The organism is Amycolatopsis benzoatilytica AK 16/65 (genome assembly GCF_000383915.1).
Taxonomy (GTDB): domain Bacteria; phylum Actinomycetota; class Actinomycetes; order Mycobacteriales; family Pseudonocardiaceae; genus Amycolatopsis; species Amycolatopsis benzoatilytica.
This window is the reverse complement of the sequence record NZ_KB912942.1, coordinates 5,722,923-5,736,203: the sequence shown is the minus strand read 5'-3', so window position 1 is coordinate 5,736,203 and position 13,281 is coordinate 5,722,923. Positions and strand designations below refer to the sequence as shown.

Below are 13,281 nucleotides of genomic sequence, written 5' to 3'. Positions count from 1 at the left end.
GCCCGGTGTCAGCTGACGTCCGCCGAGGACGCCGCGAAGGTGTTGCAGTTCGCGATCCGGTTGTCCTTCGCTCCGGCCCGCCACCAGGCCGCGTAATGCGCGTTCGTGCCGTGGTCGTGGCTGCGCGAGGTGTTGTCGCCGCGGGTTTCCTGGTCGTTCCACGCCTTGTTGTACATGTCGCGGGTGATCGTGCCGCCGCGGTCGACGTGGGCGCCGAGGAACATCCCGGAGAAGCACTGCGCCTGCAGTTCCTTCCGGCGCGACATCTCCAGGCCGGCCGGGCTGTTCTGGCCGACCGCGTAGATCTTCTGCCACGCGGCGTCCATGATGCCCGAGACTTCCTGCACGTGGTGCCCGTATTCGTGGGCGAACAACGCCAGGTACACGCCGGGATTGTTCCCGTACTGATCGGTCTGCAGGCCGTTGAACGGGACGTACAGGTTGTTCTCGCAGTAATACGCCGCGGTGGCGATGCCGACCTGGATGGTGCCGCACGCGGTGTCGAAGCTCGCGCCGGTCGGGAAGTGCAGCGCGGGCGAGGTGAACGGCAGGTGGTAGGACTCCAGGAACGGGCCCCACGCCGCGTCGAGGCATTTGCTCGCCGCGGTGAAGAACGCTTCCGCGCCGTCCTGCGTGCTCACCCACGGCGGCAGGTTGCAGACCAGGTTCTGCAGGCCGGCGTTCGGGTCCTGCAGGATCGGGTGGTCGGCGAGCTTGAGGATCTTCTGCGGTCCGGCGCTCGGCGACGTGCTCGGGCTCGCCGACGAGGACGAGGTCGGCGACTCCGACGCGGACGACGAACCCGCGGTCGGCGGCAGCTGGTAAGCCGACGTCGGGGAGGCCGGCGCGGGGGTGTAGCCCGCGTTGTCGACCTTCGAACCGCTGTTCAGCGCCACGATCGCGCCGATGCCGATCACCAGCACCGCGACCGCGCCGAGGCACAGCCCGATGATCAGGCCGGTCGGCTTGCGCGGCGGCACCGGGTAGGACGGCGGCTGGTGGCCCCACGGCGGCACCGGCGGCGGGGGACCCTGCGGTCCGGGCTGACCGGGGTAGGACTGGCCGGGGTAGGGCTGGCCCGCGTACGACGGCGGGCCCTGCGGCATCGGTCCGGGGCCGGGCGCCGGCGGAGGCTGCACAGCCCCGGGCGGCGGCACCTGGCCGTAGGGCGGTTGCGTCATCAGGGCAGTCCCGGTGGGTCTCGGCGCGGGCCGGGCGGCCCCCGGCTTGCCGTTCAGCATATCGGGGGACCCCGGGGCCGCCGCACGACTTCCGCGCAGTGCTGCCCGGGCCGGACGTCCCCCCAGGTCTGGCCGGGTAAGAACGGCTCTGGAAGAGTGGCGGCAGCAACCGCAGGGCCGTCCAGACGAGGGGCTCCGATGACAGACACTCCCGGTTCGCCCGAGCCCGGCGCCGCCGAGCCGAACCCGGGCGGGGGCTTCACCGGCCCCGATCAGCCGGAATCCGGTGCGCCCGCGGCGCAGCCGGGCGAACCGGACAACGCCTCCCGGCCCGGCGGCGCCCAGCCCCCGGCCGGGGACGTCCCCACGCCGCCGACCGGCGAAGCTCTGCCCGGCGGCTCCGGCGGACCAGGATCTTTTGCTTCCCCGAGCGCTCCGCAGCCGCCCGCGAACGGCCAGTGGCAGCCTGGTCAGCCGTTGCCGCCGTACCCCGGCGGAGGCCAGCGCCAGGCCGGTCCCGGCTGGAGTCCCCACGGACTGGGCAAACCGGGCGTCATTGCGTTGCGTCCGCTGAACGTCGGCGACATCCTCGACGGCGCGATCACCGCCATCCGCCGGTACCCGGTGCTGATCCTCGGCGTGTCCGCGGTGGTCGCGGTGATCGCGGCGGCGCTGAACCTCGGCGTGTCGCTGTGGCTGACCTCGGACATCCAGCGGGTGACCCAGCTCGGCCCGGCCGCGACTCCGCAACAGCAGCTCGACGCGCTCTACGGTGCGCTCGGCTCCACGCTCGCCGCGCTGGTGCCGACGCTTGTGATCACCATGCTGGCGCAGACGTTCCTGACCGGCTTCCTCACCGTCGTCATGGGCAAGGCGGTGCTCGGCCGTCCGGTCGACTTCCGTTCCGCGCTGCGGGAAGCCGCGCCGCGGCTGCTGCCGCTGCTGGCCGTCACCGTGCTGTACACGCTGGCCACCATCGTCGCCGCGGCGTTCTGCTTGTTGCCCGCGGTGGTTCCGTACGTGTTCTGGTCGCTGGCCGGTCCGGCGCTGGTGCTCGAACGCGGCACCGTTCGCCAGGCGTTCTCGCGGTCGGCGAAGCTGGTCTCCGGGATGTTCTGGCGGGTGCTGGGCGTGCTGCTGCTGGCCGCGGTCATCGGCTGGGTGATCACCACCGTGATCGGCCTTCCGTTCAGCCTCGGTTCGGGCGTGTTCAGCGGCATGTTCGACCCGCAGGCGGCCGCGCCGAAGATCAGCACCGGCGGCTTGGTGCTGCAATCGGTGGGCACGGTGATCGCGGCGACCATCGTCACGCCGTTCACCTCGCTGGTGACCGTCGTGCTGTACATCGATCAGCGGATGCGCCGCGAGGGCATGGACATCGAACTGGCCCGGGCGGCGGGCCTGCCGCCGCGGCAGGAGTGGTGACCTTTTTCCTCACCGACGTCCCGGTCGACATCGACCGGGACCCCGCCCGGCTGCGAGCGATCCAGGAACTGACCGACCCGGCGTATCAGGCCGCGAAGCCCGGGCTGGTCCAGCGGGTCATGCAGTGGCTCGGGCAGCGGATCGCGGATCTGCTCGACGCGCTGTCCGGTGTGCCCGGCGGACCGCTGGGCCTGCTGCTGGTGCTGGCGCTGGTGATTCTGCTGGCTGTGGTGGTGCGGATGCGCGTGGGCAAGGTCGGCCGGGCCGCGCACTCGCCCGGCGAGGTGTTCGGCGGACGGCGCCAGACCGCCGACGAGTACCGCAAAGCCGCCGAGGAAGCTGCCGGCCGGGGCGAGTTCGCCGACGCGATGCGCGACCGGTTCCGCGCGCTCGTGCGCGGGATGGAAGAGCGGGCGCTGCTGGACGTCCGGTCCGGCCGCACCGCGGACGAAACCGTCGTGGAGGCCGGGAAGTTCCTGCCCGAGCTGGCGGCGAAACTGGCCGAGGGCGGGCGGCTGTTCGACGACGTGCACTACGGCGGACGTCCGGGCACCGAGCCCGGCTACCGCGCGCTGACCGAACTGGACGAGCTGGTCCGCCGTGCGCGGCCGGTGCTGGCGGACGCATGACCGGGCGTTTTCGGTGCCGGGCGCTGGGGGAGGCCGCCGCGTGAGCACGTCCGTTTCCCCGGATCTGCGCCAGGTCTGGCGCGGTGCCCGGGTCCCGCTGGCGATCCTGCTGCTGATCGTCATCGTCGCGCTGGCTGTCGTGCTCAGCCGCGGTCCGCAGACCAGCGGAGACCTCGAGCCCGGGTCGTACGAGCCGCACGGCAGCCATGCCCTCGCGCATCTGCTGGAACAAGAGGGGGTGGGCATCACCGCGGTGCACTCGCTCGCCGAAGCACGATCGGCCGCCGACGGCGGCACGTTGCTGATCACCCAGCCGGATTTGGTGCCGGCCAACGGAATCGCCGAGCTGCGCCGACGGGTCGCGCACCTGGTGCTGGTCGCGCCGGGCAGCTCCGCGCTGGGCCAGGCGGCCCCGGAGATTTCCCTGGCCGGCGCGGGAAGCGTCGGGGTGCTGCAGCCGGACTGCACTGTCGGCGCGGCCGCCGCGGCGGGGCCGGTCACCTTGGGCGGCAACCACTATCGCTCGTCCGATGTCCGAGCGCGGACCTGCTATCCAGACCGTGGCGCGTCCACGTTCGTGCAGCTGGCGGACCGCTCGGGCACCGTGACCGTTCTCGGCGCCGCGGACGCGTTGACGAACGACAAGGTCGCCACCGAGGGCAACGCCGCCTTCGGGATGCGGTTGCTCGGCGATCATCAGAAGCTGGTCTGGTACGTGCCCTCGATCGAAGACCTCGCGGCGCACAGCGGGAAAAAGTCGTTCTTCGAGCTGATCCCGGCGGGCTGGCGCTACGGTGCGTTCACCGCGGGCATCGCCGTGGTGCTGCTGGCGTTGTGGCGGGCGCGCCGGCTCGGGCCGGTCGTGCGGGAGCCGCTGCCCATCGCGGTGCGGTCGGCGGAGACGGCGGAAGGCCGGGCGCGGCTGTACCGGCGTGGCGGCGCGACCGGACACGCGGCGGAAACGCTGCGGGAAGCAGCCCGCGCGAGGCTGCGTACGAGACTGGGCTTGCCGCGTGATGCCGGGCCGCCCGCGATAGTGGAGACGGTGAGCGCGCGGACCGGCCGTGCGCCGAGCGCCGTCGGCGCGGTGCTCTACGGGGGGCCGCCACCCGACGAAGCGGCGCTGGTGCGGTTGGCAGACGAACTGGACGCGGTGGAACGAGAGGTGGAGCGTTCGTGAGTACCGAACAGATGCAGGACGCGCGGGCGGCCCTGATCGCGTTGCGAGCCGAGGTCGCGAAGGCCGTGGTCGGCAACGACGCGGCGGTCACCGGGCTGATCCTCGCGCTGCTCTGCCGGGGGCACGTGCTGCTGGAAGGCGTGCCGGGCGTCGCGAAAACGTTGCTGGTGCGCGCGCTCGCGGCGTCGCTGGACCTGAAGACGACGCGCGTGCAGTTCACCCCGGATCTGATGCCGGGCGACGTCACCGGGTCCATTGTGTACGACGCGCACAGCGGCGAGTTCTCCTTCCGCGAGGGCCCGGTCTTCACGAACCTGCTGCTGGCCGACGAGATCAACCGGACGCCGCCGAAGACGCAGTCGTCGTTGCTGGAGGCGATGGAGGAGCGGCAGGTGTCGATCGACGGCCGGTCGCGCCCGCTGCCGGACCCGTTCGTGGTGATCGCGACGCAGAACCCGGTGGAGTACGAGGGAACGTATCCGCTGCCGGAGGCGCAGCTGGACCGGTTCCTGCTGAAGCTGACCATGCCGGCCCCCTCGCGTGAGGACGAGATCGGCATCCTCTGGCGGCACGCGCAGGGTTTCGACCCGCGGAACCTGGCCGCGGCCGGTCTCTCCCCGGTTGCCGGCGCGGCGGACCTCGCGGCCGCGCGGGAGTCGGTCGCGAAGGTGACGGTCGGCCCGGAGGTGATCGGCTACGTCGTCGACCTGTGCCGCGCGACCCGAGAGCTGCCCGCTGTGCAGCTCGGCGTTTCGCCGCGTGGCGCAACGGCTTTGCTCGCCGTCGCCCGGGCATGGGCGTGGTTGTCCGGCCGGGACTACGCGACCCCGGACGACGTCAAGGCGCTCGCCCGGCCCGCGCTGCGGCATCGGCTCGGTGTGCGGCCGGAGGCCGAGCTCGAAGGCGTGACCGCGGACGGCGTCCTCGACCGGGTGCTGGCCTCCGTGCCGGTGCCGCGCTGAATGGCAGTCACCGGGCGGCTCGGGCTGCTGGCGCTGCTGGGGGCGCTGGCGGTGGGGCTGCTGTTCCCGACCGGCACCGGTGTCGCGGCGGTGGCCGCCGTGCTGCTCATGCTGGTGGCGTTCGACCTCGCGCTGGCCGGAAGCGTTCGCGCGCTGCGGTTTTCGCGCAGCGGCAGCACTTCGGTCCGGCTGGGCGAGCCCGCCGAGGTCGCGCTGATCGTGACGAACCCGGGCCGCCGGATCGTCCGCGGCCAGTTGCGCGACGCCTGGCCGCCGAGCGCCGGTGCGGAAGACCGGCACGCGGCGGCGATCCCGGCCGGCGAACGGCGTGCCTTCACGACGCGGCTCCTCCCGACTCGTCGCGGCGACCGGATCGCGGCCCGGGTGACCGTACGCGCGGTCGGCCCGCTCGGTTTGGCCGCACGGCAGGGTTCGCACGAGGTGCCGTGGACCGTCCGCGTGCTGCCGCCGTTTCACAGCCGCAAGCATTTGCCCTCGCGGCTGGCCCGGCTGCAGCAGCTGGACGGCCGCAATGCGGTGCTGATCCGGGGCCAGGGCACGGAATTCGACTCCCTGCGCGAGTACGTAATCGGCGACGACGTCCGGTCCATCGACTGGCGCGCGTCCGCTCGGGCGTCCGACGTCATGGTGCGGACCTGGCGGCCGGAACGCGATCGCCACGTTGTTCTGGTGCTGGACACCGGCCGGGTATCGGCCGGCCGAGTCGGCGACGCGCCGCGCCTGGACGCGGCCATGGACGCGGCGTTGTTGCTGGCGGCCTTGGCTTCCCGCGCCGGCGACCGGGTCGGGCTGATCGCTTACGACCAGCAGCTGCGGGCTTCCGTGCCGAGCTCGTCGACGTTGCTGCCGTCCCTGGTGAACGCACTGGCTCCGATCGAACCGTCCCTCGTGGAGACCGACGCGCGCGGGATGGTCGCGGAGGTCCTGCGGCGAACGCGGCGCCGGGCGCTGGTGGTCCTGCTCACCGGGCTGGAACCGGCGGTGCTGGAGGAAGGCTTGTTCCCGGTGCTGGGGTCGCTGACGGCTCGGCACGAGGTGCTGGTCGCTTCGGTGGCCGACCCTCGGGTGGCGGAGATGGCCGCATCCCGGGGCTCCGCGGAAGCCGTCTACGACGCGGCCGCGGCGGAACGGGCACTCGCGGACCGCACGTCGGCAGTGGCCCGGCTGACCCGCCGCGGCGTCGGCGTGGTCGACGCGGTTCCGGAGGAGCTGCCGCCGGCGCTGGCGGACCGGTACCTGGCGCTGAAAGCCGCCGGCCGGTTGTGAGGATTACGCGCCGACGCGCAGGTAATGGCCCCAGTATCCGCGCCACGGTCCGTAGCGGTCGGCGATTTCGAGAAATTCGGACTCGCTGATCGGCTTGCCGTAGACGCGGGCCGCGGCGCGCAACGCCTCGCGGTCGGGGGCCATCCGCTCCATCCGGCCCAGCCCGCGGATCAGCAGGAAGGTCGCCGACCACGGCCCGATGCCGGGCAACCGCAGCAAAGCGTTCTGGATTTCGTCGTAGTCGCCGTGGCGCAGGAAATTCTCGGAAAGTTGCGCCCATAGCGGCAGCGCGCGGTGCAAGTAGTCCGCCTTGCGCTGGTTGCCGAGCAATTCGAGCCAGCGTGCGCCGTCGAACGCGAGCAACTGCTCCAAGTCCGGGAAAGCTTGGTGCATTACGCCGTCGACAGCGACCTCATTGCCGCACGCTTCGACCAGCGCGCGTTTCATGTCGCGCGCGGCCGGCAGCGGCACCCGCTGGCACAGGATCGACCAGCACAGCATCTCCAGCGGCGACGGGAACTTGACGTGGTGGTACCCGTGCAGCTTCCGCACCACCGCCTCGAACGGAGGATCCGCGGCGGCGAGGGAGTAGAACTCGCGGAGGTCGTCGTCCAGCCCGAGGAAGAACGTGAGCCGGTCGCGCACCGCTTCCCGCGCGGCGTCGGAGATCGGCTCGTCGGTGAACAGTTCCGCGACGAGTCCGGGCCGTTGCCCGGCGGCCCGCAGCCGCACGCCGACCACCGTGCCCGCCTCGCGGATCGCCTTCACCAGCACGCCGTTCCCGCTGTCCTGCTCGCCGGTCATCGCCGGAAACCGCTCGATGAACCGCAGCGAGGCGGCGAAGTCGAACGGCTCCGCGGTGGGCAGGTCGAGCGTTGCGACAGTCCCCATGAGTCCTCCTCGGGAAAATCAGGCTTGGCAATCAGTCTCCGCGAAGATAGTCTACGCGCAGACTATTTGAAAGGGGTACGCCATGTGGAGCACTGACTACCGCGCCGAGACCGAGGCCAGTCCGCTGGCGGTGTGGGCGGCGCTTCGCGCACTGCACAGCGGGCAACGGCTGAGCGAGCGGAGCGACCGGTTCGAGCTGCACGGGCCGTTCGCGAAAGGGACCGAAATTTCGGTTACGCCGCAAGGCCAAGACACCTTCCGTTCGCGCATCACCGAACTGGTGGAGAACGAGGTCTACGAGGACGAGACCAGCTTCGGCGACCTGCGCCTGCGCTTCCGGCACACGCTGGCGGTGCGGCCGGACGGCGGCACCGTCGTGACGCACCGCCTCGAAATCGACGGCGAGGGCGCTGACGACACCGGGCCGGAACTCGGTCCGCAGATCAGCGAGGACTTCCCGGTCGCGATGCGTGACCTGCTCGCCTTCGCCGAGCGGAGCGTGCGATGACGAGGTTCAGCGGCCCCGGTGACAGCCCGGGTTTCCTGCTCTGGCACGTGACTCTCGCCTGGCAGCGCCGGGTACGGGAAACCCTCGAACCGTTGGGGCTGACGCACGTCCAGTTCGTGCTGCTGGCGTGCTGCTGGTGGCTGGAGGAGCAGGGCTCGCCTCCTCGACAGCAGGAGCTTGCCGCACAAGCGGGCACGGACGTCAAGATGACTTCCCAGGTCATCGCGCGGCTGGAGAGCAAGGAACTCGTCACGCGCGCGGTCGACGCCGGGGACACCCGTGCGAAGCTGGTCCGGCTCACAGCCGAAGGGCGGCGGCTGGTCACGCAAGCCGTGCAGGCGGTCGAGCAGGTCGACGAGAGCATGTTCGGGACGGATGCCAGCGCGCTGGCGCAGACGCTGCGGGACATCTTGAAGGACTGAGCGGGCGCGCTACCCGGCTTCCGGCAGTGTGTCTCCGGCCGCCCGCCGGTCCACGTCCCCGGTCTCGCCGGCGAGCGCGGCTCGCCGTCCCAGCGTGAAAACGTAGGTCAGGAACAGCAGCTCAACCACCGCGCCGATGCCGATCCGCACCCAGGTCGGCCAGCCCGACGGCGTCACGAACGCCTCGATCACGCCCGACACCAGCAGCACGCAAGCCAGCCCGAGCGCCATCACCACCACCGACCGGCCCTGTTCGGCCAGCGCGGAGCTGCGCGAGCGCCGTCCCGGGTCCACCACGGTCCAGCCGAGTTTCAGGCCGGTCCCGGCCGCGATGAACACTGCTGTCAGCTCCAGCAGCCCGTGCGGCAGGAGCAGGCCCAGCACGACGTCGCCACGGCCCACCGAGGACATCAGGCCGATCGCGATCCCGGCGTTCAGCGAGTTCATCCACAGCGCCGAGATCACCGGCAACCCGAGCGCGATGCCGAGGAACAAGCAGGTCGCGGCGACCCAGGCGTTGTTCGTCCACACCCGCGCGGCGAACGACGCGGCCGGTCCGGACGAGTAGTACGTCTCGTACTTGCCGCCCGATTCGGTCATCATCTTGATGTTGTCCGGCGACGCCAGCGACGCCCGGACCTGCGGATCGTTCGCGATCCAGACGCCGAGCACCGCCATCACGGCCACCGACACCAGCGCCGCCGGGATCCACCAGCGCCGGCTGAGGTACACCGCGGCCGGGAATCGGTGGGTGAAAAACAGCGCCACCTCGCGCCACGCCGGGCTGTGCGCGCCGGACACCGCCGAGCGGCCGCGCGCCACCAGCGCGGAGAGCCGGGCCTGCACCGCCGGATCGGGCGACGTAGAGCGGATCATCGAGAGGTGCGTGGCGGCTCGTTGGTACAGGGAGACCAGTTCGTCCGCCTCCGGACCGGACAGCCGGCGCCGTCCGGCGAGCTCGCTGAGCCGGTTCCATTCCGCGCTGTGCGCCGCGACGAACACGTCGACGTCCACCGGCCACCTCCTCGCCGTCAGGATAGCCACGCCGACCGGTGCCGCGGCGCTCTACGCTGGCCTCGTGCAGGAAGAGTCCGAACTCGTCACCGGCGAGGCCGTCGTCCTCGACCTGCGGGTGGCGAAGCTGGCCAGCCGCGCGGTCGCGATGCTGCTCGACGTCCTCGTCCAGGCCGCGGTGCTGCTGCTGGCCCTCGTCGCGCTGCTGGTGACCGCGGGCCAGTTCGACCGGGCGCTGACCGTCGCGCTGATGCTGACCGTGTTCGTGCTGGTCGTGATCGGCTACCCGGTGCTGTTCGAGACGCTCAGCCGCGGCCGCTCGCTCGGCAAACTCGCGCTCGGGCTGCGCGTGGTGCGCCTCGACGGCGGGCCGATCAGCTTCCGGCACGCGCTCACCCGCGCGCTGGCCGGGTTCTTCGTCGACTTCTGGGCGCTCGGCTTCCTCGGCGCGGTCGCGGTGGTGGTGTCGTTGTCCTCGTCGAACGGCCGCCGCGTCGGCGACTACCTCGCGGGCACGCTGGTGATCCGCGAACGCGTCCCGCTGTCGAAGCAGGCCGTGCTGATGGTGCCCCCTGGCCTGGAGCACTGGGCCGCCCAGTTCGACCTGAGCGGTCTGCCCGAACACCTCGCGACGGCCGCCCGCCAGTACCTCGGCCGCTACCACGACCTGCGCCCGGAGGCGGCCGCGTCGCTGGGGTTCGGGCTGGCGCAGCAGGTATCCGCGGCGATCGGCGTGCCGTTGCCGTACGGGATGCCGCCGTGGGTTTTCCTCACCGCGGTGCTGGGCGAACGGCGGAACCGGGACCAGGCTCGGATCGCGCCGCCGGGGTATCCGCTGCCGGGATACCCGGCACAGGTTCGGCCGGGCCAGGCGCAACCAGCTCAGGTTCATCAGCCGGGTCAAGGGCAGCCGGGTGTTGGGCAACCGGGACCGCCGGACGTGGCACCGCCGGGATTCGCGTTGCCGGGGGCGTCGCGGCCGGTCCCCGCCACTGAGCCGGTCCCGCTCGGCTACGCTCGCCCCGCCGAACCCCTTCCCGCCGAACCGAAGCCGGAACCCGACAACCCCTTCACCCTCCCGAGCTGAGGAAATGCTGGCCGACGACGTCACCGTGACCACCGCCCAGGACGGCCAGCTCACCGTCGTCGAACGCATCGTCACCGACGCGCCCGCCGTTCGCCGCCTGTCCGAGCGAACCCCGGTCACCGACGACGAGGACCGCCTCTACTCGATCACCGATCTCCGCCTCGCCGGTGCCGCGACGGCCGACGGAACCACCGTCACCGTCACCGGGCCGGCCACCCTCACGTACACAGTGGACGGTGCGGTCGCGTCCGGCGGGCAAGTCCGCGTCCAGCTCACCGGCGGCTGGAACCGCGCTGTCGACCGGGTCGCCGCGTCCTTTTCCGCGCCCGGCGTGTCCGCCGCGGACTGCTACAGCGGACCAGCCGGTTCCGCCCGCCAGTGCACGTTTTCCGAACTTCGCGGCGGGGGAGTCCACGCCGAGCAGAACGGGCTGCGCCAAGGCGATCGGATCGATCTGGCGGTCCAAACCGGACCGTTGCCGGCGAATGCCCGGTTCGTCCGGTCCGGTCTGCTCGGCGCCTTCGCGGCTGGTCTGCCGACCGTCCTCAGCGGACTCCTGTTGCTCGGATACCTCCTTCTCGGCACCGTGCTGCTGCGTCGTCGCCGGACCGGCCCACCCGCGCCCGGTGTGCCGCCCGCCTGTGTCGCCTACGTCGCACGCGGCGAGCTGGACCTGGTCGCCACGGTGCTCGATCTCGTCGCGCGAGGGCACCTGCACCTCGCCGACGACCGGATAACCCATGGCGAAGGCGACTCGCTCAGCACGTTCGAGCACGCCGTCAAAGCCGCGTTCCCGCCCGGCCCGCTCGCCGCGGCGCGTCCGGATCGGGCCGAACTGCTCGCGCTTCTCGACGCCGAAGCCCGCGGCGAGGGCTGGCTGTCCGACCGGCCGAAGCACGTTCGCCGCGCCGGACTGGTCCTGTCGGCGGCTGGCGTCCTCACCACCGCCGCCCTTGCCTTGACGGTCGGAAACGCGTTGATCGGCGTCGCGGTCCTGATCGCCGGACTGGCCACTTTTGCTGCCGCTCCGGCGACCTCCGCCCGCACTGCCCGCGGCCGCGCGCTCGGCGCTCCGGCCGCCCGGGTCGAATCCCCGCTGGCGGCAACGGTCGCCGCGATCCAAGCGGCAGCCGAACGTCGACACGCGGTGGTGTCCGCGCAGTGAACGTCGCCGCCTTGCTCGCCATTCCGTTTCTCGCCGCCAGCCCGGTCGCCGCGCAAGACCAACCGTCGCTGCCCGGTCTCCCGCAGAGCGTCGAAGTGGCGTTGAAAGTCCAGCAGGACGGCAGCTTGTCGGTCACCGAAGCGGTCTCGGTCCCGCGCGACACCTCGATGACTCGCACCATTTCGTTGCGCACCAAGGCGGATGACAACCACGAGCGGGTGCGAAGCATCCGCGACATCAGCATCGAAGGCGCCGGCAACGCCGAGTCCGGCAACGACCAGGTGACCTTTTACCTCCGCGGCGGCACGTCGGTCATCCGGTACACAGTGGACGGTACGGTCGGCACCAGCCTCGGCGTCGAGCACGTCACCTGGGACATCGCCAGCGGCTGGGACACCCGTATCGAACTGGTCCGCGCCACCTTCGCCGCACCCGCCATCCCGGACGCGCTGTCCTGCCTCGCCGGTCCGCCTGGTTCCACGACCCGGTGCGGTGCCGCGCAAATCGACCATTCCGGCCTGACCCGCGTCTCGGTCTCGAAACTCAACCCGGGCTCCCGGGTGGAGCTGACCGCGGAACTGCCCGGCGGCACGGTCAGCCCGACCGAACGCCTCGCGCCCACGAGCCCCTTCGCGGCGAGCGCGCCGGTGTGGTGGACGTGGCTGGCCTTCGCCGTACTGTCGATCATCGGCGCGCTCGCCGTGTTCACGCTGCGCCGACGCGACCGACAGCCTGGCCACGCCGTCCCCGTGGAGCTTCACGACAACGGTCGCTTCTCGTCGCCCGACGGCGTCCTGCCGGGCCACCTAGGTCTGCTGTTGACCGGTCGCGTTGCCTCGCTCGACCTAGCCGCGACAGTGCTCGACCTATGCGTCCGTAACTACCTCTGGGTCAGCGAAGCCAGCCCGGGAGACTGGGTGCTCATTCGCCGTAACCCGCCAGACCAGTACCTCACCGCGTTCGAGCACGCGGTGTACGCGGCGGCAGTGCCCGAAGAGTCCGCGCGGCTCAGCGAAGTGGGCAAAGCAGGCGTACGCGAGCTAGTTGACGACGTCGTCCGCCGAGGCTGGTTCTTCCGGAAGCGTCAGATCGGCCCACGGCTGTCCGCGTACGGAGTGTTCCTCACTGTGCTCCTTGCGTTCACGGTCGGTTACGCGCAACTCGGGTTGATGCTGCTTGCCAGCGGCGTCGCCGTGACTGCCGCAGGACGGCTCCTGCCGATGCGCCGCAAGACTGGTCGCGATCTCCGCGACCGGCTGCTTGGCCTCAACTCGAAGCTGCTCACGATGAAGCCGCCGCGCGACGAGCTTCTCTTCTCGCGCGCGCTCCCGTACGCGTACGCGCTCGGCGAAGCGGATGCTTGGCTGGCGAAGGGTTGTTCGCTTACGGCGTACTGGTGCGGCAGCCCGGAAGCCGACGCCTTGCCAGCGGCTCGGACCAGCGGTTTCGTCGCCGCGCTGACCGTCGCGTTCGAGTGTGGTCAGCACCTCCGACCAGAGGAGCCGAAGACGCCCGTGCCTGCGTAGGGTG

General features: G+C 71.5%; 13 protein-coding genes. 10 read left to right on the top strand and 3 right to left on the bottom strand.

Annotation, left to right across the window (positions count from 1 at the left end; all coding sequences use genetic code 11):
* Window positions 1–8: 8 nt before the first annotated feature.
* The gene (locus AMYBE_RS0126375; protein ID WP_211226855.1) at window positions 9–1,181 is read right to left on the bottom strand and encodes a neutral zinc metallopeptidase; all 1,173 of its coding nucleotides are present in this window, start codon (window positions 1,179–1,181) and stop codon (window positions 9–11) included.
* A gap of 198 nt (window positions 1,182–1,379) precedes the next feature.
* On the opposite strand from AMYBE_RS0126375, the gene AMYBE_RS0126370 reads away from it, so the two are divergent.
* Genes AMYBE_RS0126370 through AMYBE_RS0126350 form a run of 5 tightly spaced genes read left to right on the top strand, consistent with a single transcriptional unit; the run spans window position 1,380 to window position 6,664 of the window.
* Window positions 1,380–2,606, top strand: coding sequence for a DUF7847 domain-containing protein (locus AMYBE_RS0126370; protein ID WP_020662396.1), 1,227 nt, complete (start codon window positions 1,380–1,382; stop codon window positions 2,604–2,606).
* On the top strand, window positions 2,603–3,235 hold the full coding sequence (locus AMYBE_RS0126365; protein ID WP_020662395.1) for a DUF4129 domain-containing protein: 633 nt from the start codon (window positions 2,603–2,605) through the stop codon (window positions 3,233–3,235). The genes AMYBE_RS0126370 and AMYBE_RS0126365 overlap by 4 nt, the downstream gene beginning before the upstream one ends.
* 40 nt (window positions 3,236–3,275) lie before the next feature.
* On the top strand, window positions 3,276–4,415 hold the full coding sequence (locus tag AMYBE_RS0126360) for a DUF4350 domain-containing protein (protein ID WP_020662394.1): 1,140 nt from the start codon (window positions 3,276–3,278) through the stop codon (window positions 4,413–4,415).
* Window positions 4,416–4,426: 11 nt separating this feature from the next.
* On the top strand, window positions 4,427–5,377 hold the full coding sequence (locus AMYBE_RS0126355) for an AAA family ATPase (protein WP_154676621.1): 951 nt from the start codon (window positions 4,427–4,429) through the stop codon (window positions 5,375–5,377).
* Window positions 5,378–6,664 carry a DUF58 domain-containing protein gene (locus AMYBE_RS0126350; protein WP_020662392.1) on the top strand — a complete coding sequence of 429 codons (1,287 nt, stop codon included), beginning with the start codon at window positions 5,378–5,380 and terminating at the stop codon, window positions 6,662–6,664.
* Between the two features lie 3 nt (window positions 6,665–6,667).
* Here the strand turns inward: AMYBE_RS0126350 and AMYBE_RS0126345 are convergent, their stop codons facing one another.
* On the bottom strand, window positions 6,668–7,555 hold the full coding sequence (locus tag AMYBE_RS0126345; RefSeq protein ID WP_020662391.1) for a DNA-3-methyladenine glycosylase family protein: 888 nt from the start codon (window positions 7,553–7,555) through the stop codon (window positions 6,668–6,670).
* Window positions 7,556–7,637: 82 nt separating this feature from the next.
* Between AMYBE_RS0126345 and AMYBE_RS0126340 the strand changes: the two genes are divergently transcribed.
* Both AMYBE_RS0126340 and AMYBE_RS0126335 read left to right on the top strand, forming a co-directional pair.
* Window positions 7,638–8,063 (top strand): SRPBCC family protein, encoded by a 426-nt coding sequence (locus AMYBE_RS0126340; protein ID WP_020662390.1) that lies wholly within the window; start codon window positions 7,638–7,640, stop codon window positions 8,061–8,063.
* The gene (locus tag AMYBE_RS0126335) at window positions 8,060–8,485 is read left to right on the top strand and encodes a MarR family winged helix-turn-helix transcriptional regulator (RefSeq protein ID WP_020662389.1); all 426 of its coding nucleotides are present in this window, start codon (window positions 8,060–8,062) and stop codon (window positions 8,483–8,485) included. Before AMYBE_RS0126340 ends, AMYBE_RS0126335 begins: the two co-directional genes overlap by 4 nt.
* A 9-nt stretch (window positions 8,486–8,494) precedes the next feature.
* Here the strand turns inward: AMYBE_RS0126335 and AMYBE_RS0126330 are convergent, their stop codons facing one another.
* Window positions 8,495–9,499 (bottom strand): stage II sporulation protein M, encoded by a 1,005-nt coding sequence (locus tag AMYBE_RS0126330; protein WP_020662388.1) that lies wholly within the window; start codon window positions 9,497–9,499, stop codon window positions 8,495–8,497.
* A gap of 64 nt (window positions 9,500–9,563) precedes the next feature.
* Between AMYBE_RS0126330 and AMYBE_RS0126325 the strand changes: the two genes are divergently transcribed.
* Genes AMYBE_RS0126325 through AMYBE_RS0126315 form a run of 3 tightly spaced genes read left to right on the top strand, consistent with a single transcriptional unit; the run spans window position 9,564 to window position 13,277 of the window.
* Complete coding sequence (locus AMYBE_RS0126325) at window positions 9,564–10,586, top strand: RDD family protein (RefSeq protein WP_020662387.1); 1,023 nt, start codon at window positions 9,564–9,566, stop codon at window positions 10,584–10,586.
* A 4-nt stretch (window positions 10,587–10,590) separates the two neighbouring features.
* Complete coding sequence (locus tag AMYBE_RS0126320; RefSeq protein WP_020662386.1) at window positions 10,591–11,751, top strand: DUF2207 domain-containing protein; 1,161 nt, start codon at window positions 10,591–10,593, stop codon at window positions 11,749–11,751.
* The gene (locus AMYBE_RS0126315) at window positions 11,748–13,277 is read left to right on the top strand and encodes a DUF2207 domain-containing protein (RefSeq protein ID WP_020662385.1); all 1,530 of its coding nucleotides are present in this window, start codon (window positions 11,748–11,750) and stop codon (window positions 13,275–13,277) included. Before AMYBE_RS0126320 ends, AMYBE_RS0126315 begins: the two co-directional genes overlap by 4 nt.
* Window positions 13,278–13,281: the final 4 nt, after the last annotated feature.